Raw genomic sequence first — 22,660 nt, forward strand, 5'->3', positions numbered from 1 at the left:
ATATGAATACGCGCAGCCTATTGTTATTATTGCTTAGTTGGGTAGCCGTTTCGAGCGCCCAAGCCCAGCAAATCGACCGTAAATTAACGGAGCAATTGCAACCCTTGCTTCGCTCGTTCCAAGGAAGGGCGGGAATTTATGTAGAAAACCTTTCCACGGGCAAAATTGTGCAGATAAATGCCGATACGGTGTTTCCAACGGCCAGCATGGTTAAAATACCTATTATGGTGGGTATCTTCCAGAAAATAGCGCACGACAGCCTTACCTACCACCAAGCATTGGTATACCGCGATTCGTTGTTATACGAAGGTGAGGATATACTGGGTTCGTTTAAAGATAGTGAGCAGATTCAATTGAGTAAAGTAATGATGTTGATGTTGACAATGAGTGATAATACGGCGAGTTTGTGGTTACAATCCCTTGCCGGTGGTGGGCAATCGATCAATAACTGGTTGGGGGAACATGGATATACCTATACCCGGGTAAACTCCAGGACGCCCGGTCGCCAAGCAAACCGCGAGTTGTATGGTTGGGGGCAAACAACACCCCGCGAAATGGCTACCTTAATGAAGAGTATTTACCAAGGAAAAGTGATTAATAAAACTGCCAGCGAGCGGATGTACCGGAATTTGACAAGAAATTTCTGGGATACCGAGGGGGCAGTAATGGTGCCTGCGAATGTGCGTACGGCAACGAAAAATGGGATGGTAGATGCGTCTAGGTCGGAAGTTATACTCGTCAATGCCCCGCATGGCGATTACGTGTATTGTTTACAAACAAAAAACAATACAGATCAACGTTGGGAGCGGAATAACGAAGCGTGGGTATTGATGCGTCAAGTAGCCGCCTTGCTTTGGAAATACTATGAACCCAAAGGGCAACAAGGGGTTGGTTCCTTAGCGGAACAATACTAATCGTGATGGTCCAAGCTGGTTAGCATGAAAAGGGCATGATGACACACCGTGTTTGAAAATTTGTCTTCAAATGGGTTCAACCTTGCGGTTAGATGCTTACCGATCTCATTTTTCATATGTCAATAAACTAGATGAATAGATCTTGCGTAGCGTCGAATTCATCTTCTTTATTGATGCTGTTTTTGATGAACGGGATCAAAGCGAGGCCAATCGTTACAATAGCTAAAAGTACATGTCTGAGTTTCATATCCTATCAATTTTTTTCTCTACTATTTATAACTAAATACTGTGCCAAAAGGTTGCAGTTTGTATGCTTGTTTTTTGTTATAAGTCTATATGTTGACTAGAGTAATCCTCCGAAACTGGCCATGGTAGAGCCTGCCTTCTTAATTTAATCTATTGAAAATTAAATTAGTATAGATAAAGTCGATATGTTGAATTCAAAAAATCTATTTGATTTTTATGTGATTGAGTATCACCTTTGCGCTGTCGAAAAAAGACGAGAAAGGATTGAAAATCAATAAATCGATATAGAATGAAAAACGCAGTATTATCAGTAGGTGCTAGCTTCCCGGAATTCAACAAAAAGGCAGTTGTATCTATCGAAAAAGGCAAAGAATTTGAAGACATTACATTAGAGAAGGTAAAAGCTACTGGTAAATGGATGGTTATGTTCTGGTGGCCAAAGGATTTCACATTCGTTTGTCCTACAGAAATCGCTGAATTTAACAAACACGCTGAAGATTTTTCTGACCGCGACGCGATTTTGATCGGTGCTTCAACTGATAGCGAATTCGTTCACGCTGCATGGAGAAGAGATCACGAAGATTTAAGAGGTTTGAAATTCCCGATGTTGGCGGATACTTCTAAATCTTTGGCCGACGAATTAGGTATTTTGGAAGCAGAGGAGAAAGTTGCTTACCGTGCAACATTCGTAGTTGATCCACAAGGTATCGTTCGTTGGACATCTGTATATGATCTTTCAGTAGGTCGTAACGTGAAAGAAGTTTTACGTGTATTAGATGCATTACAAACTGACGAGCTTTGCCCTTGCAACTGGCAAAAAGGTGAAGCTACTTTGGTTGTAGCTTAATTTATTGGCGGTACGTTCCACGCTTAGCGGGTAATGGCGTACCGCCTTTTTTCTACTAATTATATTAAAGAAATAAGAAATGTTTGCAACAAGTACTTTAGATACTGTTCACCAATTGCTTGCGCTAGTTGGTTTGAGCAACGAACACGTTTCTACGAAACTTCAAGCATTGGCAGATGCCGACGCTAAATATTTGAAAGATTTGAAAATCAATGTTAGCAATTCGTTAGATGCAGCTACGTTGACAAAGAAGGAAGCCTATTTATTGGCTTTGGCGGTGGCAGTGAACGAGAAGAACGAGGCTTTAGAAGCAGCTTTCACTACGTTGGCTACCCAAGAAGGCGCGAATGCGAAAGAAATTGCGGAAGTAATTAGCGCTACATCGTTGATGAATGCGAATAATATTTATTACCGTTTCCGTCACTTCGTGAATAAAGAGTTTTATTCGGCGGCACCGGCGGGTATTCGTATGAGCATTATGGCGAACCCTGTATTGGGCAAAGAATTTTTCGAGTTGTTGAGCTTGGCGGTTTCGGCGGTAAATGGTTGCGAGATGTGCGTTACTAGTCATGAAGAAGCCTTATTAAAACATGGTACCGAGCAACAAAGAATTTTAGATGCTGTTCGTTTAACCGCAGTTTTACGTAGCTTTGCGGTGTTATTGTAAGGGGAGAGTCGATTTAATTCCTTGGTTATTATTGTCTTATACTGGTTGATGTAACTTAAAATTGATTAAGCCCTCTATTTTCTAACCTAGCAAAAGCGGGGTTTTTTAGGTAATATTTTCAAGATGTGGATAAATATTTCTCACATTATTTGATTATTGTCTAAAAAAATCTCACATTTGCATTCCAAAATTTTTTTGAAAATGGCAAGAGTATGTCAGGTGACAGGAAAGAAGCCGATCACAGGTCACCATATTTCCTTCTCGAATATTAAAACTAAGAGAAGATTTCTGCCCAACTTGCAGACTAAACGATTCTTTTTGGCTGAAGAAGATCGTTGGATTACTTTGAAAGTATCTTCAGATGCTATCAGAACAATCAACAAGCGTGGTTTATACGCAGTTGTTAAAGAATTGCGCGAAGCAGGTCAAGCGATTTAATATTTGATATCAAATTATAATTTGTATATACAATGGCAAAAAAAGGTAACAGGGTGCAAGTGATACTGGAATGTACAGAACATAAAACTTCTGGCCAACCCGGTACTTCTCGTTACATCAGCACTAAGAACAAGAAAAACACTCCAGAGCGTTTGGAGTTGAAAAAGTACAATCCTATTTTAAGGAAAGTTACTGTTCACAAGGAAATTAAATAGGTTAATCGTTTAACGAAGAAATACCGGCAATGTACCGGTAGCACATTCAACATTAACTAAGTAAAAAACCATTTCAATTAAGAACAATGGCAAAAGCAGCTTCAAAGAACTCGAAAGTAAAAGATGCGAAAGCAGCAGCGGACGCGAAAAACTGGACTAAAGTAGTTAGAGCAGTTCGTTCACCTAAAACCGGTGCTTATACTTTTAAAGAAGCAATTATCCACAAGGATAAAGTGCAAGAGTATATTAATCAAAAGTAATTCGGCTTTACTAATCATACTGCATAAAAGCTGTTCGCCAGAGGTGAACGGCTTTTTGTGTTTTATATATCCTCCTCGCATAAGCCTATAAAGGTTTTTAAGACCTTTACATTTTTATTCACTAATTTAGACGCTCATTTAGCCGCTGTTTGTTAGCGATGGCTTAAAGTATACGGCTTAAATTCGATAGTATGAGTTTCTTTAATAAACTGTTTTCCCGGGAAAAGAAAGAAAGCCTGGACCAGGGGCTACAAAAAACAAAAGAAAGTTTCCTTTCTAAAATTGGTAGAGCGATTGCCGGTAAATCAACCGTCGATGCAGAAGTATTAGATAACCTGGAAGAAGCGCTCGTGAGTGCCGACGTAGGGGTTGATACCACCGTCAGGATCATTGAACGTATTGAAGACCGCGTTAAACGTGATAAATTCTTGGGTACGAGCGAGTTGAACAGGTTATTGCAAGAAGAAATTGCCAATATCCTCGTAGATGCTCCCCAAACTGAATACCGCGATTTCGAAATCCCACCCGGTAAAAAGCCTTATGTAATTATGGTGGTGGGCGTAAACGGGGTAGGTAAAACTACCACCATCGGTAAACTTGCCTATAATTTCAAAAAAGCCGGTAAATCAGTACTCCTAGGTGCTGCCGATACCTTCCGCGCAGCCGCGGTTGACCAGCTTACCATTTGGAGCGAACGTGTTGGTGTGCCTATCGTAAAACAACCCATGGGTTCCGATCCAGCTTCGGTTGCTTTCGATACCGTGCAAAGCGGGGTAGCCAAAGGTGCCGATGTGATCATTATCGATACTGCCGGTCGTTTACATAACAAAATCCACCTAATGGACGAACTCAGCAAAATCAAGCGCGTGATGAATAAAATTATTCCTGATGCGCCACATGAAGTGTTGCTGGTTTTGGATGGCTCAACCGGCCAGAACGCTCTCGAACAAGCTAAACAATTTACTGCAGCTACCGAAGTAAGTGCATTGGCTATCACGAAGTTAGATGGTACGGCTAAAGGCGGTGTTGTACTGGCCATTGCCAATAACTTCAAAATCCCTGTGAAATACATTGGGGTGGGTGAGAAAATGGAAGACCTCCAAATCTTTGACAAGGTGGAGTTTGTGGATTCACTCTTCAGCTTAAAAAACTAACAGTATATAATTATATACCAGGTTAAACAATTCAGAAACCCAATTGTAATATATGGAGTTGTTTGAAAATTTAACTTTTGAAAAAAGCCGTCTCTATCATGTAGAGACGGCTTTTTGAATTATATTAGTGTTGTTGGCACGATAAATGCCGCCTATTGCTAACAACCCCTCTGAAAAAGTTAAGTTTTTTATCTCATCTTTTAATACACTTTGCAGATATGCATATTCAGCCAATAGACCGCGTTGAAGATATAAGTGCGATTGATTTTAGAAAAAACTACTTTGAACCTAGGAAGCCTTTGATCATCAGTGGATTATCGAAACAATGGCCAGCCTTAGATAAATGGACTTGGGATTATTTCAAGTCGATTGTAGGAGATAAAACCGTGGGCGTATATAATAATACCCGCGCAGGCGCAAAAACCTTGGTAAACGGTGCCGACGATTACATCGCCTTCGGCGATTACCTGGATATGATCCAGGCGGGGCCGGTAGAATTACGCATTTTCCTCTTCAATATATTCCAACATGCCCCGCAATTGGTGGAAGACTTTAATTGGCCCGATGGCTTAATGAAAGGCTTTCTCAAAAAATACCCCATGCTGTTTGTAGGTGGGGCTGGTTCGGTGGCACATATGCATTACGACATTGATATGTCGCACATCATCCATACCCAGTTCATTGGCCGTAAGCGGGTATTACTATTAGAAAATAGCCAAAGCGAGTTTATCTACCGGATGCCATATACGGTAGAAAGTGCTGCTAATTTTGTGAATTGGGCAGATAGTTTGGAAACCGAACGATTTCCGGCGCTCAATTATGCGAAAGGATATACGGCGATCTTAGAACATGGTGATACGATGTTTATGCCGGGTGGATATTGGCATCATATGGAGTATTTGGATGGTGGCTTTGCCATGAGCTTGCGGGCCTTGGATCATACGCTGGGAGGGAAGCTGAACGGGTTATACCATATATTAGGACTACGAAATATGAACAACATCATGATTAAGTTAGCACCGGAGTGGTGGTATCATTATAAACGTAAGATGGCCCATAAGCGGGCCGAAAGAGCTATGCATCAACGACAAGTTTCTTAGTCGGCGGAAAACGTTGTCCAGTAAGGGTTTTAACAAACTGTAAACAACATAAATACAGTTATTTTTCATAATCCTTTAAATAATTGCGGGTTGCATTCAATTTTTTCCTAACTTTGCACCTTCCTTACACAGCCCAAGAAGGCTTCAAGTCACACTTCTAACAGTAAGTCTGCTGTTTTTCCAATCGTGCCTGGGTGTCTTCGTGGCGGTAGCAATGCTGGACCTTCATCGGCCGGTTACATATAAATCAACGCTATTGAAGACGAGAACTTTAAAGAAAGACAAAGTAAATATCATTACACTAGGATGTTCAAAGAACATGGTTGATTCTGAAGTTTTAAGCGGACAGCTTAAAGCTAATGATGTCGATGTTGTACACGAGAGTGGCAAGAGCGACCATAACGTTGTAGTTGTAAATACTTGTGGTTTTATTGACAAAGCCAAAGAGGAGTCTGTGAATACGATCCTCGATCAAGTAGATCTTAAACGCCAAGGTAAACTGGATAAAGTTTACGTAACGGGTTGTTTAAGTGAACGCTACCGTGGCGACCTTGAGAAAGAAATCCCGGAAGTAGATGCATGGTTCGGCACCATGGAGTTACCATTGATCTTAAAGAAATTTGATGCCGACTATAAAGCGGAATTAGTAGGTGAACGTATGTTAAGTACGCCATCTCACTACGCTTATATGAAAATTGCAGAAGGTTGCAACCGTACATGCGCTTTTTGTGCCATTCCGTTAATGCGTGGTCAGCACGTTTCGAAGCCAATTGAAGAATTGGTAGCAGAAGCAGAGCGCCTCGTTAAAATGGGTGTAAAAGAGATTATGCTCATTGCACAAGAGTTAACATATTATGGTTTAGACCTCTACAAGAAACGCCGTTTGGCCGACCTCATGAATGCTTTAGCAGACGTGAAAGGTATTGAATGGATTCGTTTGCACTATGCTTATCCTACGAAATTCCCGATGGAGATTTTGGAGGTGATGAAGAATAGAAGCAACATCTGTAATTACCTGGATATGCCGTTACAGCACATCGCTGACCCGATGTTGAAGGCCATGAAAAGGCAAATTACACGTAAAGAAATACTCGACCTTGTAAATGCCATCCGCGCGGAAGTGCCAGGCATCTGCTTACGTACGACATTGATCACGGGTTTCCCTGGTGAAACACTGGAAGACGTAGAAGATGTGAAAGCATTCCTTGAAGAAGTGCGTTTCGATAGGGTAGGTGTATTTACTTACAGTCATGAAGAAGGAACAAGCGCATACGACCTTGTAGATGATATACCTGCCGAAGAAAAAGAACGCCGTGCCCAAGAAATCATGGAGGTTCAACAAGAAATTTCTCTTGAGAAGAACCAGGAGAAGGTAGGTAAAGTATTCAAGGTAATTGTAGATAAAAAAGAATCAGGCCGCTACCTTGCTCGTACGGAATTTGACTCGGTGGAAGTAGATAACGAGGTTATCATTAATACTTCTAAGAAGTTGAAACCAGGCGATTTTGTTGAGGTGCGTATTACAAAAGCATTCGACTACGACCTAGAAGGGGAACTGGTATAGGTGTTCGGTGAATATTTAAGAAAAGCTCACTGCATTCGGCAGTTAGTATATAATCACAGGTTCTCGACGGAACCTGTTTCAAAACACATCAATGACTACATTTGAATCATTAGGATTAAATGAATCCATTTTAAAAGGAATCCAAGAGCTCGGATTCGTTGCTCCAACTCCGATCCAGGAACAAGCTATTCCTGTATTATTGGGAGGCGATAGAGATTTTGTGGGTTTGGCCCAGACGGGCACAGGTAAAACCGCTGCCTTTGGTTTACCGTTATTACAACAGATAGATATTAAAAACAACAAGCCGCAAGGTTTGATATTATGTCCTACACGTGAGCTTTGCCTGCAAATTGCAAACGACTTGAAAAACTTCTCGAAGTTTTTGGGTGATGTGAACATCGTTGCCGTATATGGTGGTGCGAACATTGGTATGCAATTGCGTGAGTTGAAAAGAGGTGCTCAAATTGTAGTGGCAACACCGGGCCGTTTGCTCGATATCATCGATCGCGGTGCCGTTAATTTCGACAATGTACGTTACGCTGTATTGGATGAAGCGGATGAAATGTTGAACATGGGTTTCCAAGAAGACATCAACAGCATTTTATCTAATACCCCGGAAGGCAAAACAACATGGTTGTTCTCTGCTACCATGCCACAAGAAGTTCGCCGTATCGCGAAAAACTACATGGAAGATCCTTTCGAATTAACAGTAGGTACAAAAAACAGTGGTAACGCTAACATCGAACACGAATACTACGTTGTTCGCCCACGCGATAAATACGCTGCTTTGAAGAGAATCGTTGACTTCAACCCTGAAATCTTCGGTATCATCTTCACAAGAACTAAAATCGAATCTCAAGAAATCGCAGAATCTTTGATCCGCGATGGTTACAACGCTGATGCTTTACATGGTGACCTCACCCAGCAACAACGTGATAAAGTAATGAAACGCTTCCGCGAAAGATCCATCCAAGTATTGGTGGCTACCGACGTGGCAGCGCGTGGTATCGACGTAGATAACATCACGCACGTAATCAACTACGAATTGCCTGATGACGTTGAAAACTACACACACCGTTCTGGTCGTACTGCCCGTGCAGGTCGTTCTGGTGTTTCTATTGCCATCATCTCTGGTCGCGATATCGGTAAGATTCGCCAGATCGAAAGAGTAATCGGTAAGAAATTCATCAAAGCGGAAGTGCCAGATGGTTTCGCAGTATGCGAAAAACAATTGTTCGCAATGGTTCACAAAGTACACAACGTAGTAGTGAACGAAGAACAAATCGATCCATATTTAACACGCATCTACGAAGAGTTTGCTGACCTTTCTAAAGAAGAGTTGATCAAACGTTTCGCTTCTCTCGAATTCAACCAATTCTTGGAATACTACCAAGATGCAGCTGATTTGAACGTGAAAGAAGATAGCCGTGTAAGAGGCGAAGGTGGCGAACGTGGTAGTGCTCGTCGTAGCGACGGTAAGTTCACCCGCTTGTTCATCAACCTCGGTTCTGTAGATGATTTCACACGTGGCGATATGTTGCGTTTCATCTGCGATAGCACTGGCTTACGTGGTAACAAAGTGGGTCGTATCGACTTGAAAGGTGTTTACTCATTCTTCGAAGTTGAAAGCGATGCAGTTGATAAAGTAGTACAAAGCTTCAAGAAAGTAGAACGTAACGGTAGAGCTGTTCGTATCGAAATGTCGCAAGATGGTGACAAACGTAGAAGTGGTGGCGGTGGCCGTCGTGAAGATGGTGGTCGCAAACGTTCTTGGTCTGGTTCATCTGAAGGTGGCGAATCGAAAGGCGGTTTCAGAGAAAGAAGAGAGTTTGGTGGTGATCGCCGTCCTTCTTTCAGGAACAAAAAATAATATAAACCGTTCGAGATCATATTTAACAATGGAACCGCGTTGTAGGCATACAACAAGGTTCCATTGTTGTTTTTTATAGGTTCGTTGTAAGAAATTGTTTATTTTGGATTGCATTAACATCCAACAATCAATAACTTATGGCCGCTTCGAAAAAAAAAGACACAACATCACCCCAAGTAAAACCCGATTTGCTACAACAACAGGCCATCCACGACGAACCCTTTAGGCCATTAGCCGCCGTGGAACAATTCAGTTTATTTACCCCGCACGATATCTACCTTTTCAAAGAAGGTCGACATTTCCGGCTCTACGAGAAATTTGGCGCCCATGCCATCACCTACGAAGGGGTGCAAGGCACTTATTTCGCTGTTTGGGCTCCCAATGCAGCTTTCGTATCGGTTATTGGCGACTTTAACGAATGGGATCCTCATCAACATACACTCTTCGTTCGTTGGGACGAATCGGGTATCTGGGAAGGTTTTATCCCGGGCATGCTAGAACACCAGCTTTATAAGTTCTATATCCGCAGCAATAACGGCCAAGAACTCCGTAAAGCCGACCCATACGCCTTCCATGCCGAAAAAAGGCCCCATACCGCCAGCATTACCACCGGCCTCGACTATACCTGGCACGATGGTAGCTGGATGAAACACCGCCCCAAACACAACTCGCTTCAAAGCCCGTTTAGCGTTTACGAAGTACACCTCGCCTCCTGGCGCAGACCCGATGCTTTCGACCGCGAAACTTTCTATAATTACCGCGAAATTGCCCACATGCTTGTACCTTATGTACAAGAAATGGGGTTCACACATATCGAATTATTACCCATAATGGAGCACCCGCTCGATGCATCTTGGGGCTACCAAATCACGGGGTATTTTGCGCCCACTTCCCGCTACGGGTCGCCGCAAGACTTTATGTACTTCGTAGATTATTGCCACCAACATAACATCGGCGTATTGCTCGACTGGGTACCGTCGCATTTCCCGTACGACGATCACGGTCTCTACAAATTCGATGGGGAACATACCTACGAATATGCCGACATGCGCCGTGGGTTTCATCCCGATTGGAACAGTTATATATTCAATTACGGTCGTAGCGAGGTGAAGTCATTCTTAATTAGCAACGCCCTGTATTGGCTCGATAAATACCATATCGATGGCTTACGCGTAGATGCTGTAGCCTCGATGATACAATTGGATTATTCGCGGGGAGAAGGGCAGTGGGAACCCAACCAATACGGTGGTAACGATCACCTAGAAGCGATCCAGTTCCTAAAAGAATTGAATACAGCGGTGTACCAGTATTTTCCCGGGGTACAAACAATTGCAGAGGAATCGTCGACCTACGATGGCATTACAAGGCCTGTACATTTAGGCGGCGTGGGCTTTGGTATGAAGTGGATGATGGGCTGGATGAACGATACGCTGAAGTATTTTAAACGGGATGCGTTCTTCAGGAAATGGCACCAATCGGAGTTGACTTTCAGCATTATGTATGCTTTTAAAGAAAACTTCATGTTACCATTGAGCCATGATGAAGTGGTACATGGCAAATCGCCTATTCTTTATAAAATGCCGGGCGACGATTGGCAGAAATTTGCCAACGTGCGGTTATTATACGGCTATATGTTTACCCACCCGGGTACGAAGCTATTGTTTATGGGGAACGAGTTTGGCGTAACCCACGAGTGGAACGATGCTACGCAGTTGAACTGGACCTTGTTGCAGTATGAATCTCACCAGGGATTACAGCGTTATGTAAAGGCATTGAATAACTTATACAAAGCAGAACCCAGCCTGCACACTTCCCAGTTCGACCCTTTAGGATTCCAATGGCTCAGCATTACCGATCATGAACACAGCATCATTATTTACATCCGCAAAAGCAAACATAAAAAAGATACGCTGCTAATTGCTTTGAATATGACGCCTATAGCTCGTCATAATTACCACGTTACCGTACCATTGGGTTGCGACTGGACAGAGATTCTCAACAGCGACGATACAGCTTATTTCGGTGGTGGCGTAATCAATAAGCAAGTAATACAACCTTCCAAAGGAGCTGCCAACGGGGTAGATTATACCATTGCCATCACCATTCCGCCGTTGGGGGTATCGATCTTAAAACCGGTAGCAGGTTAATAAAAACCTAATTAGGTGTTAAAACTTTGAAAAAGTGGTACAATGATTGCCGTATCAAGATAAATATAGCTTGGTATGAGTAACCTCTTGTATTTTATTGCCGTTGTATTCATTGTATTATGGATCGCCGGGTACTTTTTTCATGTGTTTGGGAATACGGGAGCAATTGTACATGTTTTACTTGTTATCGCTATCATTTCGCTTGTTATTAAAGTAGTTAGAAGAATTTCGTCGTAATCCTGCCATGTACGATGTTTCCACCAGCTTGAATAATTATTTTTCATGTCGTTAAACCTTGTTGCAGTAGGCATATCTAAATTCGCTGTGTATTGCAATAAGGATTGTTATCACAACGTTGTAGATATCTATAAAAACCATAACACCATCATCTTTATTTTTTAAAACCTTCTTTATCATGAAAAACATGTTCCGCAAGTTCGGCCTGCCCGTATTAGCTGTGGGCTTACTATCCGTTGTTTTCTACGCTTGTAGTAAAGACAACTCCGTTGGTGGAAGAGATGAAACCATCCCGGCAAACAAACAGAAAATCAGCATTTATTTAACCGACGACCCAGGCTTGTTCGACAAAGTGAATGTCGATATTAAAGCCGTGGAAGTATTGGTAGATACTTGTATGAAAGACAATGGTGATAACGACCGTTGGGGCAATGATGATCGCTGTGGTTGGGATGATGGTCGCCGTGAAGATGAATGTAAAGTATGGGATACTTTAGCAATTAGGCCGGGCGTATATGATTTGTTGACATTGAGAAACGGGGTAGATACTTTATTTGCAAATGGACCTGCACACAAAGGTTACATCATCAAAATTAGGATCACCATAGGTAACAACAATTCACTTGTGAAAAATGATGTTACTTACCCAGTGAAAACTATTACCGGTCAATCTAAATTGATTGTAAAAGTTCGTCATAGCGAATGGGAAGAGTATACTACTGATCAAATGCGTTTATGGTTAGACTTTGACGTGAAACGTTCTATTGTTGAAGTTAAACGCGGAACGTTTGTATTGAAACCTTACATCTTAGTATGGACGATGAAACAAACCGGTAGCTTATCTGGTAAAGTGAGTCCACGCGATGCTTATTCTATATTATCGGTTTACAACGGTAACGATACCATGTACGCTTTACCGGGATGGGATGGATATTATAAAGTACGTGGTTTAAGAGCCGGTGATTATAACATTTTCGTGAACCCATCGAACGGGTATAACGATACTACTTTAACAGGTATTAAAGTAGAAGCCGGTAAAGAAACAAAAGTGCCCACCATTACCCTCAAAAAGTAGATATATAAACAAAGAAAGGTACAGCCACTCATACTAATGAGTGGCTTCTTTCGTTATAGGAAGCAATAATTTTATAGTAAATTCGACCGAAATTTAAATCCTATCCCAGATGAAGAAAATCCTGTTGCTATTTTTAACATGCATCATGGTACAACACCTTTACGCTCAAATAGAAGGCGAACCATTAAACCAAGTAGATGGCAAAGGCTTGAAATATGGCTTTTGGATCGAGCAGATGCCCGGCGTACGTGGAGAGAAAAGTTTTAGTTGGGAAGGGCGCTATAGAGATGGTAAGAAGAACGGGGTGTGGAAGAAGTATACCAACTCCGGCGACTTAAAATGTTCCGAAACATTCAAGAACGACATGCTAGATGGTCCTGCAAAATATTATAACCACGATGGGAAAGTTGTTACAGAAGGTTCTTACCTCGCCATTACGCAAGCCAGCACAACGGATTCCGTGCGCATGGTAGATCCCCAAACCGGCGTAGTGTCCTGGCAACCAGTACCCGTACAAGTAGAAAGTGTGAAAAATGGACTCTGGACCGTGTACGACGACGAAGGTAAAAACCCTATCCGCGAATATTACAAAAGAGGCGAGCTAGCACCTGAAGGCATGCCCAACATCCAAGATACTACACCTACCTCTTCCACACCTAAACAAAAAGCATTGCCTCACGAAATGGCAGCGCCCGGTAAAAAGAAGAAAGGCTAAATACTTCGTGGTTTACAATAGCCACGATTTTTCTTGTAAAAAACGCTGGAACCTTCTTTTATAGAGGGTTTCAGTAATTTAAATTCAACAGCTAATAACAAGCTTATTTACGTCAATAATAGCAAAAAATTCCTCGAATTCTTCCCCTGTTAAGTGCGTGAAACAGTGCGACCCCGTAAAATTATATGCCACTTTTAGACGCTGCAAATATGAGTGCTTGTGCTGTTTTTATAACCAGCATATACTACTGAAAAAGCAGCCCTGTTATTAGTTTTATCATGTAACCGGCCTTTGTAGTACTAGCAAAAGAAGTTGCGTCGCACGCTTTTGCTGTAGTGGCTATATTGAGCTTCGCCCCAATAACGCTCACATGCACAAGCGTGCGACGCAACTATGGCTACATAAAAAATACAAACGCCGGCTATCAACTAATTAACCAACGCTCGTAATAATCTTGGATCGATTTGAAGTAAAAGGTAATGAGCCCGGCGATGAATAATACCGAAGCGAATACGTATAAATTCGGGAAGTAAATAATGATCGTAATAAGAATCAGCACAACCCGCACATATTCCAAGTAAAACACCCAAACCCGTTGCTCTAACATGGCACCTGTATTTACCAAGCTGGTGAGAATGAAAACGACTACCAACCAATTCAATAACACCGGCATTTCCTCGCTGAATAAAGTGGCGAAAAACAAGAGGGCAATACTTAACCCCGTTTGCGCAAAAATGTACACCCTTTGTAGTTTCGTATATGGCGCAGAAGTAAGCGGTCCGGTCAACCAGCGCTTCTCCAAAATAGGTCGAATGTTCTCATCCACCTTATCCGGTTTGCCGAATACGACCTTTAGTTTTTCGCCGAAACCCTTGGTACGTTTGCAAGATACATACAGTTCTAAAATGAAATGGAAGTGCTGCCACAAGAAGCTATAACTATTAATCGGCTTTGTTAAACCATAGCGGCAAGGTTCATCTTCCTTGGCAAACGTGCCGAAAAGTTTATCCCAAATAATGAAAACATCACCATAGTTTTTATCCAAATACTGCTCGTTACTCGAGTGATGCACACGGTGGTGCGAAGGCGTAACAAATATATACTCCAACCAGCCTAATTTCCCAATGGTACGCGTATGAATGAAGAAAGGGTACACCCCGTGTATAAGCAACATCACGGAAATCATATACGGCGAAAATCCCATCAAAGGCAAAAAGGCCCAGAAAATAGAACGCGCAAATGCCTGGAATACCGTAATCCGCGCTGCTACCGTGTAGTTAAAATCCTCGCTCTGGTGATGTACCACGTGGGCTGCCCATAATATGTTCACTTCATGACCAAAACGGTGATACCAATACCAAATAAAATCCGTGAAAAGAAACAAAGCAAACCAGGTAACCACGTTATTCGGGATGTGAAAAAATGCCCAATGTTCGTAGATGTACTTAAATACAAAGAAAAATAAGCCTGTTGTAAAAATGTCGAGCAAGCGCTCTGCAATACCTGCGTTCATGTTGGCTATCGATTCGGCAAACGTAAAGTAGTTCTTGCCCTTGAACCGTGATAATAAATATTCTCCGCCTATAAAGAAGAGAAAACCAAAAATAGAGAATGCAATTAGGTTGAGTGGTGGCATAACAATATATTTAGTCTATCTGTTTAGTAGACAAATATATAGTTTTCAATCTTTCACAGCTAATTTTTTTTATGAATGTAAGAGGGCATAAAAAAGGCCCCTGGGAGAGAGGCCTTTAAGAAGTTTTATCTAGAAACGAGCGACTTGTTAATCTCTATTTCAATTAAGCAAAGCAACTGGTATTCATCATCATGTGCTACATTTTCAAACCCACGCCATAATATAGGCTGCCCAGGTGATGCATGCTTGTGATGAATGAAAAAGCGCTTGTTCATAAATCCATTGTTACCGCTTAGCGTGGCTTCATCGAAGAAAACGTCGCACACTAAGGTGGCTTCGCCCGCTTTGGGAATTAATTCATATTCAACGCGTGCAGCGCACGCGGGAGATGCTACTACATGTTTGGCTTGTGGTAATAGCGTGTAATTGACTGTAACTGTTCCTTTGATCATGCTGTTGTGCTACCTGGCTACTTGTTTTTCTTATTCGGCGTCGTCGTTTTCTTGGGTGCAGGTTTCTTGTTGCCCGGCGTTTCCATAAAATCATCCTCCGCTTGTATGTTCTTGATTTGTTTCTTTTTAAAGTCAACCGGTTTTTCATACGGTACTTCGCCCAGCTTTACTTTCGTATCGAAAGGCTTTTCTATATGCACCCATTTGCCCGCTTTCCATTTAAACCCTTCGTAATCCAAATCGGGCACGTAGGTATACAGCTTTTCCTTCTCATTGTCTTCCGGGATAAGGTGGTCGTATACAATCATGCCTAACTCCGTATTGTAGTTTAAGCCCACGTTTGCTTCTTTCTTGTACTCGATAATAAAGCGGTTACGGGTTGGTTTGCGCACGGTATCTTCCGCGAAACTAAACATGGGGGCACCAAAGATAGGTTCGCCGTTGGCTCCGTCGAAACTAATCATTTCAACCAGTTTCTTTTGTGAACGGATGTTGTTACCGTCCCAGCCAAAGAGGGTATAATATTGCTTATTGAAGTATTGTTGTTGCACAATTTTGTAGTACAAACAGCCGTACCATGCTTTGTTGCTGGTAACGGTGTCTTTGTTCACGATAAAATCCGACATATCAATCAACGGGAACAGTTTCAATTCCCCGTCTTTCGTATTCATCTGTACAGCGCCAAAATGCCTGTACGTGCCATTGTCTTTCGCTAATGCCCACGAAAAGATGCGGAAAGTACTATCGCTAGGGTATAAGATCGATACAGTTTTTACGCTATCGAGCTGGAAGTAGAAAGAGTTTTTAATTTTAAGGGTACGTACGAGGGCCGGGATGAAGGCGTCATTCGCATCGATACGGTCTTCCATATTTACCCCGTTTACCAATGTATAGCTGAGGGCTTGCAAGGTATCTTGGTGTTGCCTAAGGGCTGCACGGTTGGCGGCTGTTATCCGTTGTGCTTGCAGTGGATAGGTAGAAACAAATAAAATGAATACTAATAGCAATATTTTCTTGGAACACATCATACGTGTAAAATAAAGATTTTCGAACAATAGGGATAAGGCTTTAACGTAAAATAGTGGTGGGTATTGTATAAAAAAGCCCACCTACTGAAAGATGGGCTGTAAATATAGTAGGAACGAAGGGGGTTATGCCTTGTTCGCGTTGTCTAATTTTTCTTCTATTAAGTAAGTATTCCGATCCGCCGCGTTTCTCGTTACTAACTCGGCTATAAAGCCTGTCAAGAATAACTGCGAACCAATAATCATGATCAACAAGGCCAAATAGAATATCGGGCGCTCCGTCATTTTATACTGGTCGTGGAAGATCTTCTCAAATGCTAAGTAAAATGCAATACCGAATCCTACAAAGAAGAATAACGATCCCAAAGCTCCAAAGAAGTGCATCGGGCGCTTCCCGAATTTACCAACGAACATGATCGATGCTAAATCCAAGAACCCGTTAATAAATCTCTCCAAGCCAAATTTCGTTACGCCATACTTGCGGGCACGGTGCTCTACTACTTTCTCACCAATCTTTCTAAAGCCTGCCCACTTAGCAATCACGGGAATATAACGGTGCATCTCGCCGTATACTTCAATGGATTTCACCACTTTCTTCTTATACGATTTCAATCCACAGTTAAAGTCATGCAAGTAAATGCCGCTCATTTTCGTCGTAGCCCAGTTAAAGAACTTCGACGGAATGGTTTTCATGATCGGGTCGTAGCGCTTCTTCTTCCAACCACTCACTAAATCGTAGCCATCCACTACAATCATGTTGTATAAGCCCGGGATTTCATCAGGACTATCCTGCAAATCGGCATCCATGGTAATCACCACGTCGCCCTGTGCAGCACGGAAGCCTTCGCTTAAAGCGGCCGACTTACCATAGTTGCGTTGGAACCTAATTCCTTTGATGCAATGATTTTCAGCAGCCAAGCGTTCGATCACAGCCCAAGATTCGTCGGTACTGCCATCGTCAACCATCCATACTTCGTAGGTGTATTTATTGTCGTCCATCACCCGCTTGATCCAAGCGGCGAGTTCCGGTAGTGATTCTTCTTCGTTTTTTAAGGGAACGATAACGGATATGTTGATGCTCATTGCTAAAGCTGGTTAATTATTTTTTAGAAGATGAAATGTTACTGTTCTTGGTTACCATAGCAGCCAAGGCCGATGATACACCACCAATGATAAGCATGGGCAATAACGCACCCGCTAACAAAAACGGTATAAATTGTGCCGATACGTGTTCTTGTTGTTCCTTCAAAGCGTCGTCCGACATTTCCGTGGTAGCAGGCGTACTCGCATTTGCTTGCGCCGCCTCGTTCATGATCTTTGTTTTCAAGGTAGGGGAAAGCGTTACACACGCCATCACGAAGGCCAAGAATATAACAATGATCACGGCTGTAGTACGGAAACCATTGGAGAACAATTCGCCGAAGGTGGCTTTCCCATTCACTTTTACATATTGCATGCACGACATGAAAATACCGCCGGCCATTACAAGGATGAAGGCCCATTTAAAGGCGCCTGCATTTTCTTGGGACTCCAAGAAGTAAAAAATAGAAAACAAGATAGCAGCCACTAATGCCGCACCCAGCCCAAATTTTATATGTACTTTACTTTTCATGGCTTAGTTACGCGAGATTTGTTGATTGTTGCAGATGCCCAATACTTTACCCACTAAGGTGTCGCCGATGAAGTAAGAGTTTTTAGATAAAGAACCGATATGCTCTTTCGTAAAAGTATATGGCTCATTTGGCAAGAAGAAGGTAAGGTTCGCTTTCGCACCTTCCTCGATATTTACCGCCGGCAACCCGAATATTTCGCGGGGCGCCACCGTTAGCATATGCACAATTTTCTCTACCGGTACGTTCGGTAAGGCTTTACGAATTACACCGAAAGCACTTTCTAACCCAATCATGCCACCTTTTGCATATTCAAACTCCACTTCTTTCGCATCCCAATCTTGTGGTAAGTGATGCGTAGCGAAGCAATCCACGGTACCATCCGCCACGGCTGCCTGTAGCGCCGCTACGTCTGCTGCTGTGCGCAATGGAGGGTTCACTTTCAAGTTCGTATTGTATTGGCGTAAACTTTCGTCGTTCAGGCACAAGTGGTAAGGTGTAACCGAGCAAGTAACTTGGATACCTTTCGCCTTGGCAGCCGCGATTAACGCGATGCTGTTGGCGGTGCTTACCCCTGTAAAGTGAATGCGCGAGTTCGTATAATCTGCTAATTCTAAGTCACGTTTGATCATCATTTCTTCCGCGATGGCCGGCTTACCGGGCATTCCAAGAAGGGTCGATTGCACGCCTTCGTTCATCAAACCATGACCAGAAATGCTGGTATCTTCTGGGATTTGTACAATCACGCCATCGAATGCCTTCACATATTGCAAGGCTTTCAGCATAATGCCGGGCGATTGTATCGGTTTCAAACCATCGGTAAACGCTACGGCCCCGGTTTGTTGCATCTCGTACATTTCCGCCAAGTTGCTGCCTTCGAGATTCTTCGATACAGCACCCATTGGTAATACGTTCACCACGCCGTGGCGGGTTTTGCTTAATACGTATTCCACTTGCGGCTTACTGGTAATGCCGGGCTGCGTATTCGGTACAATCATCACAGTGGTGTAGCCGCCTTTCGCCGCTGCCAAGCTACCTGATTGTAAGTCTTCTTTGTATTCCGTCCCGGGATCGTTAAAATGGGAAAATACATCTACCCAACCCGCCGAAACGTGTAGGCCCTTGGCATCCACCACCGTTGCACCATCAGCAGAAAGCTGATCGCCAATTTGTTGGATGGTACCATTGGAAATAAGAATGTCTTTTGTTTGCCCATTGAAAGAGCTGTTCGCCGAGATTATTGTTGCGCTTTTAAGAAGTATTTGCATTGCAGGATAATGATCTTTACTTTCAGAACCAATCGACCGCAAATGTAGTATAAAACCGGGAAAACACGAAGCCTTTCCCAAAATGGTAAAGCCTTCACACCGAATACTTTGTATATCACGATTGGCAATTATAACGCAGTACCAAACCGCTATACAGCAAAGCCCATAAACGATTGATAAATAAGCCGCATTTCGCGAAACCAAAGATGCGGCTTATTTATATGGTATGTTTTTATAAAATGTTAAATTTTCTTTTTATTTCCCGTCGATGAAGTTGTACACCATCGGGCAATGTGTATAAGCACTGTCAAAGCTGTTCGTTTTACTATACCCGTTTTTCAGCAAGGGTAAGTAGGGGTGCTTGGCATCGGCTTGCCTATCGTTCACTGTATTCCCTTTGTAGTAAATGTCGTTTTTGAAGTTTTTCATCACATCCCAATAAGCAAAACTATCTTCTTCGCACCTCGCTAACATTAATACGGCTTGTGCACCCACTTCGTCTCACATAAGTAAAAGGCCGCTTGGGTTGTAGCGTACAACCAAACAGCATCATGCAGGTTAACCCGCAAAACAAAAATAGGAGCCGCATTGTAAGAAGGAATTACTCAAATCTACTACTATTATTGCCACTAACGGAAACGAGTACACGTAGAAAATTTATAAAGTATTGTTAATTCCTTTTAAAACAATACCTACTGTCCGATTCCGGACATTTCTTGTTCGGCAACGAACATTTATCTATTTTTATCTTGTATTAAACCCGCTACTATGGCGAGTTGTATTATCGGCACATCCCTTGTTGGCATACTCCCAGAACGAAATCTATCAAACTATGTGGTTACATCAACTTAGGATTTTATACCGCAATATCTTGCGTTTTAAAAGCACCTTTATTATCAACCTGTTAGGCTTGTCCGCCGGCTTAGCCTGCGCGATTTTGATTTTTATGTGGGTGAATGATGAACTACACGTTGATAAGTATTTCAGCAACCAATCGCAATTGTACGCACTAAGGGGCATCCATCAACAATCCAATAACATCACCACCACGGAAAATACGCCCGCTTTACTAGGCGAATCTATCGTGAAAGATGTACCCGGGATTGCAGCTTATACCACGGTAATTCCCCCGCAAGTACTACCACCGTACACTTTCGGTTATGAAAATGAATCGATTAAAGGTGAAATGGGGTATGCCGACAAGCACTTCTTCCGCGTATTCCCCTACAAAATGCTCTATGGCGATCCTACTACGGCGCTGAGCGATATCAATAAAATGGTGATCAGCGAAAGCATCGCGAAACGCTTCTTCAAAGATCCCGCAGCAGCAATCGGTAAAACTTTAAGCTGGGAACATGAAAGGCCATTTATAGTAGCCGGTGTTTTTGAAGATATGCCCAGCAATGCTACCGATCATTACGAATTCATTATTCCCACCGAAGTATATTATTCCTTACCAAGCTCCTATATTAACTGGGATAACCACAACGGCCGTACTTACCTAGAATTAGAAAAAGGTGTAGATCCTGCCGCTTTCCAGGTGAAAATAAAAGACTATATCAAAACCAAGTTGCCTTCTTCTTTGGTTACATTACGACTCGTGCCCTATGCCGAACGCTACCTCTACGACCATTATGAAAACGGTGTAGTAGTAGGTGGAAGAATTGAATATGTACGTTTGTTCAGCATTATCGCCATTTTTATCGTGGTAATTGCTTGTATCAATTTCATGAACCTCACCACGGCTAAAGCATCCCGCAGGATGAAAGAAATTGGGGTGAAAAAGGCAGTAGGGGCCAGCAAACAATCTTTGGTGTTTCAATACCTGGGCGAATCAATGTTCATGGCATTCTTATCGTTGCTGTTTGCATTAGTAATCGTTTATTGCTGCTTACCCACTTTCAATAACATCACGGGTAAATCATTGACTTTTGCGTTCTCTTGGCAATTGGTCGGTGTTTTATTGGGCATTACCTGTATCACGGGCCTACTAGCCGGTAGTTACCCTGCTTTATATCTTTCTAATTTCAATCCAGTTATTGTATTGAAGGGTAAGTTTATCAGCGGCTTCGGCGAAATGTGGGCAAGGAAAGGGTTGGTGGTGTTCCAATTTACGTTGTCGGTGATTTTGATTGTAGCGGTGATGGTGGTATATAAGCAAATAGAATTCATTCAACATAAACACCTCGGCTATAACCGCGATAATGTACTGTATGTGAAGGCCGAAGGCCGCGTAAAGAAAGATATCAATCCTTTCTTGGAACAAGTACGACGCATCCCGGGCATCACTTACGCCGGGGGCTCTTCCGGTAGCTTAATCGGGCAATATGGTTCCACTATCGGTATCAGCTGGCCCGGTAAAGGCGCCGATGAAACCATTAAGTTCGCACAGCAAGGCGTTACCTACGATGTTACCGAAGCGTTGGAAATGAAGATCATTGAAGGCCGCACTTTCTCCCGTGCATTCGCTACCGATACAACCGGCGTAGTACTAAATGAAACAGCCGTGAAAGCAATGCGCTTGCAACAGCCATTAGGTACAAAAATTACTTTCTGGGGTGAAGAAAAAACGGTCATCGGCGTGGTGAAAAACTTCAACTACGAAACCTTGCACCAAGATGTGCAACCCTGGATTTTTAGGTACGACGATCAACGCCCCGGTATTGTATTATTCAAAATCCAAGCCGGCCAAGAAAAAGCTACGATCGCCCGCCTCGAACAGTTCTATAAAACCTATAATCCCGGCTTCTCTTTCGATTACCGCTTCTTAGATAGCGATTTCGCCGCGCAATATACCAGCGAAACGCAAGTAGGTATGCTATCACGCTACTTCGCAGCCTTGGCTGTATTTATCAGTTGCCTCGGCCTATTCGGCCTTAGCGCCTTTACCGCCGAAAGAAGAATGAAGGAAATTGGTATTCGTAAAATCCTTGGCGCTAATAGCAGCAGTATTATCTTGTTATTATCGTCCGAGTTTACAAAGCTGGTGCTCATCGCCGTTTGTATTGCCCTTCCACTCAGTTATTGGTTCGTGAAGAACTGGTTAAACGAGTTTGCTTACCAAATCAGTTTGTCACCTATCTATTTCCTAATCGCCGGTGTATTGGCCATTATCATTACCTGGTTAACGGTAGGCTTCCAATCCTGGAAAGCCGCCCGTATTAACCCTACCAAATCGCTGAAAATCTAAGTATATTAAAAAAGTGAATAGTATCTCGAT

At 42.6% G+C, this 22,660-nt stretch carries 22 protein-coding genes; 15 read left to right on the forward strand and 7 right to left on the reverse strand.

What is annotated here, in order from left to right; translation table 11 throughout:
- Window positions 1-2: 2 nt before the first annotated feature.
- The 14 genes from LX64_RS12195 to LX64_RS12260 all read left to right on the forward strand — a co-directional run bounded on the left by LX64_RS12195 (window position 3) and on the right by LX64_RS12260 (window position 13,449).
- Window positions 3-914 (forward strand): serine hydrolase, encoded by a 912-nt coding sequence (locus LX64_RS12195; RefSeq protein WP_111597928.1) that lies wholly within the window; start codon window positions 3-5, stop codon window positions 912-914.
- A gap of 535 nt (window positions 915-1,449) precedes the next feature.
- Window positions 1,450-2,007 carry a peroxiredoxin gene (locus LX64_RS12200; RefSeq protein ID WP_111597929.1) on the forward strand — a complete coding sequence of 186 codons (558 nt, stop codon included), beginning with the start codon at window positions 1,450-1,452 and terminating at the stop codon, window positions 2,005-2,007.
- Window positions 2,008-2,086: 79 nt separating this feature from the next.
- Complete coding sequence (locus LX64_RS12205) at window positions 2,087-2,674, forward strand: carboxymuconolactone decarboxylase family protein (RefSeq protein ID WP_111597930.1); 588 nt, start codon at window positions 2,087-2,089, stop codon at window positions 2,672-2,674.
- Window positions 2,675-2,875: 201 nt separating this feature from the next.
- A complete protein-coding gene (gene rpmB, locus LX64_RS12210; protein ID WP_111597931.1) occupies window positions 2,876-3,112 on the forward strand; it encodes a 50S ribosomal protein L28 in 237 nt (78 codons plus the stop codon).
- A 32-nt stretch (window positions 3,113-3,144) separates the two neighbouring features.
- On the forward strand, window positions 3,145-3,327 hold the full coding sequence (gene rpmG, locus LX64_RS12215) for a 50S ribosomal protein L33 (RefSeq protein ID WP_012790733.1): 183 nt from the start codon (window positions 3,145-3,147) through the stop codon (window positions 3,325-3,327).
- Window positions 3,328-3,413: 86 nt separating this feature from the next.
- A complete protein-coding gene (locus LX64_RS12220) occupies window positions 3,414-3,587 on the forward strand; it encodes a DUF4295 family protein (protein ID WP_111597932.1) in 174 nt (57 codons plus the stop codon).
- A gap of 191 nt (window positions 3,588-3,778) precedes the next feature.
- Window positions 3,779-4,741: a signal recognition particle-docking protein FtsY gene (ftsY, locus tag LX64_RS12225; protein WP_111597933.1), complete on the forward strand. Its 963-nt coding sequence runs from the start codon at window positions 3,779-3,781 to the stop codon at window positions 4,739-4,741.
- A gap of 218 nt (window positions 4,742-4,959) precedes the next feature.
- The gene (locus LX64_RS12230) at window positions 4,960-5,841 is read left to right on the forward strand and encodes a cupin-like domain-containing protein (RefSeq protein WP_111597934.1); all 882 of its coding nucleotides are present in this window, start codon (window positions 4,960-4,962) and stop codon (window positions 5,839-5,841) included.
- Between the two features lie 256 nt (window positions 5,842-6,097).
- Entirely contained in the window at window positions 6,098-7,405 is a 1,308-nt protein-coding gene (gene rimO / locus LX64_RS12235; protein ID WP_111598153.1) for a 30S ribosomal protein S12 methylthiotransferase RimO, read from the forward strand.
- Between the two features lie 91 nt (window positions 7,406-7,496).
- Window positions 7,497-9,275 (forward strand): DEAD/DEAH box helicase, encoded by a 1,779-nt coding sequence (locus LX64_RS12240; RefSeq protein WP_111597935.1) that lies wholly within the window; start codon window positions 7,497-7,499, stop codon window positions 9,273-9,275.
- A 137-nt stretch (window positions 9,276-9,412) separates the two neighbouring features.
- A complete protein-coding gene (glgB, locus tag LX64_RS12245; protein ID WP_111597936.1) occupies window positions 9,413-11,422 on the forward strand; it encodes a 1,4-alpha-glucan branching protein GlgB in 2,010 nt (669 codons plus the stop codon).
- 75 nt (window positions 11,423-11,497) lie between these two features.
- Window positions 11,498-11,659 (forward strand): lmo0937 family membrane protein, encoded by a 162-nt coding sequence (locus tag LX64_RS12250; protein ID WP_111597937.1) that lies wholly within the window; start codon window positions 11,498-11,500, stop codon window positions 11,657-11,659.
- Window positions 11,660-11,837: 178 nt separating this feature from the next.
- Complete coding sequence (locus LX64_RS12255) at window positions 11,838-12,734, forward strand: DUF4382 domain-containing protein (protein WP_111597938.1); 897 nt, start codon at window positions 11,838-11,840, stop codon at window positions 12,732-12,734.
- A 109-nt stretch (window positions 12,735-12,843) separates the two neighbouring features.
- Window positions 12,844-13,449, forward strand: coding sequence for a toxin-antitoxin system YwqK family antitoxin (locus tag LX64_RS12260; RefSeq protein WP_111597939.1), 606 nt, complete (start codon window positions 12,844-12,846; stop codon window positions 13,447-13,449).
- Window positions 13,450-13,873: 424 nt separating this feature from the next.
- Here LX64_RS12260 and LX64_RS12265 read toward each other — a convergent pair whose 3' ends face one another.
- From LX64_RS12265 to LX64_RS12295, 7 genes are all read right to left on the reverse strand, one after another.
- Complete coding sequence (locus LX64_RS12265) at window positions 13,874-15,085, reverse strand: sterol desaturase family protein (RefSeq protein ID WP_111597940.1); 1,212 nt, start codon at window positions 15,083-15,085, stop codon at window positions 13,874-13,876.
- A gap of 125 nt (window positions 15,086-15,210) precedes the next feature.
- The gene (locus LX64_RS12270; protein WP_111597941.1) at window positions 15,211-15,537 is read right to left on the reverse strand and encodes a hypothetical protein; all 327 of its coding nucleotides are present in this window, start codon (window positions 15,535-15,537) and stop codon (window positions 15,211-15,213) included.
- A gap of 17 nt (window positions 15,538-15,554) precedes the next feature.
- Window positions 15,555-16,565, reverse strand: a complete 1,011-nt coding sequence (locus tag LX64_RS12275) for a hypothetical protein (RefSeq protein ID WP_111597942.1) — start codon at window positions 16,563-16,565, stop codon at window positions 15,555-15,557.
- A 123-nt stretch (window positions 16,566-16,688) separates the two neighbouring features.
- Entirely contained in the window at window positions 16,689-17,645 is a 957-nt protein-coding gene (locus LX64_RS12280) for a glycosyltransferase family 2 protein (protein ID WP_245952639.1), read from the reverse strand.
- A gap of 16 nt (window positions 17,646-17,661) precedes the next feature.
- Window positions 17,662-18,174: a DUF4199 family protein gene (locus LX64_RS12285; RefSeq protein ID WP_111597943.1), complete on the reverse strand. Its 513-nt coding sequence runs from the start codon at window positions 18,172-18,174 to the stop codon at window positions 17,662-17,664.
- Between the two features lie 3 nt (window positions 18,175-18,177).
- Window positions 18,178-19,440 carry a dihydroorotase gene (locus tag LX64_RS12290; RefSeq protein ID WP_111598155.1) on the reverse strand — a complete coding sequence of 421 codons (1,263 nt, stop codon included), beginning with the start codon at window positions 19,438-19,440 and terminating at the stop codon, window positions 18,178-18,180.
- Between the two features lie 255 nt (window positions 19,441-19,695).
- Window positions 19,696-19,914, reverse strand: coding sequence for a hypothetical protein (locus LX64_RS12295; RefSeq protein WP_148707292.1), 219 nt, complete (start codon window positions 19,912-19,914; stop codon window positions 19,696-19,698).
- A gap of 358 nt (window positions 19,915-20,272) precedes the next feature.
- On the opposite strand from LX64_RS12295, the gene LX64_RS12300 reads away from it, so the two are divergent.
- Window positions 20,273-22,630, forward strand: coding sequence for an ABC transporter permease (locus LX64_RS12300; RefSeq protein ID WP_111597945.1), 2,358 nt, complete (start codon window positions 20,273-20,275; stop codon window positions 22,628-22,630).
- Window positions 22,631-22,660 lie beyond the last annotated feature (30 nt).

The organism is Chitinophaga skermanii (assembly GCF_003259335.1).
GTDB lineage: Bacteria > Bacteroidota > Bacteroidia > Chitinophagales > Chitinophagaceae > Chitinophaga > Chitinophaga skermanii.

Coding starts and splice junctions, on each gene's coding strand:
- LX64_RS12300 (WP_111597945.1), top strand. CDS start 20,273: ATGTGGTTACATCAACTTAGGATTTTATACCGCAATATCTTGCGTTTT.
- rpmB (WP_111597931.1), top strand. CDS start 2,876: ATGGCAAGAGTATGTCAGGTGACAGGAAAGAAGCCGATCACAGGTCAC.
- LX64_RS12295 (WP_148707292.1), bottom strand. CDS start 19,914: ATGTTAGCGAGGTGCGAAGAAGATAGTTTTGCTTATTGGGATGTGATG.
- LX64_RS12265 (WP_111597940.1), bottom strand. CDS start 15,085: ATGCCACCACTCAACCTAATTGCATTCTCTATTTTTGGTTTTCTCTTC.
- LX64_RS12290 (WP_111598155.1), bottom strand. CDS start 19,440: ATGCAAATACTTCTTAAAAGCGCAACAATAATCTCGGCGAACAGCTCT.
- ftsY (WP_111597933.1), top strand. CDS start 3,779: ATGAGTTTCTTTAATAAACTGTTTTCCCGGGAAAAGAAAGAAAGCCTG.
- LX64_RS12240 (WP_111597935.1), top strand. CDS start 7,497: ATGACTACATTTGAATCATTAGGATTAAATGAATCCATTTTAAAAGGA.
- LX64_RS12200 (WP_111597929.1), top strand. CDS start 1,450: ATGAAAAACGCAGTATTATCAGTAGGTGCTAGCTTCCCGGAATTCAAC.
- LX64_RS12260 (WP_111597939.1), top strand. CDS start 12,844: ATGAAGAAAATCCTGTTGCTATTTTTAACATGCATCATGGTACAACAC.
- rpmG (WP_012790733.1), top strand. CDS start 3,145: ATGGCAAAAAAAGGTAACAGGGTGCAAGTGATACTGGAATGTACAGAA.
- LX64_RS12230 (WP_111597934.1), top strand. CDS start 4,960: ATGCATATTCAGCCAATAGACCGCGTTGAAGATATAAGTGCGATTGAT.
- LX64_RS12220 (WP_111597932.1), top strand. CDS start 3,414: ATGGCAAAAGCAGCTTCAAAGAACTCGAAAGTAAAAGATGCGAAAGCA.
- glgB (WP_111597936.1), top strand. CDS start 9,413: ATGGCCGCTTCGAAAAAAAAAGACACAACATCACCCCAAGTAAAACCC.
- LX64_RS12255 (WP_111597938.1), top strand. CDS start 11,838: ATGAAAAACATGTTCCGCAAGTTCGGCCTGCCCGTATTAGCTGTGGGC.
- LX64_RS12285 (WP_111597943.1), bottom strand. CDS start 18,174: ATGAAAAGTAAAGTACATATAAAATTTGGGCTGGGTGCGGCATTAGTG.
- LX64_RS12250 (WP_111597937.1), top strand. CDS start 11,498: ATGAGTAACCTCTTGTATTTTATTGCCGTTGTATTCATTGTATTATGG.
- LX64_RS12275 (WP_111597942.1), bottom strand. CDS start 16,565: ATGATGTGTTCCAAGAAAATATTGCTATTAGTATTCATTTTATTTGTT.
- LX64_RS12195 (WP_111597928.1), top strand. CDS start 3: ATGAATACGCGCAGCCTATTGTTATTATTGCTTAGTTGGGTAGCCGTT.
- LX64_RS12280 (WP_245952639.1), bottom strand. CDS start 17,645: ATGAGCATCAACATATCCGTTATCGTTCCCTTAAAAAACGAAGAAGAA.
- LX64_RS12270 (WP_111597941.1), bottom strand. CDS start 15,537: ATGATCAAAGGAACAGTTACAGTCAATTACACGCTATTACCACAAGCC.
- LX64_RS12205 (WP_111597930.1), top strand. CDS start 2,087: ATGTTTGCAACAAGTACTTTAGATACTGTTCACCAATTGCTTGCGCTA.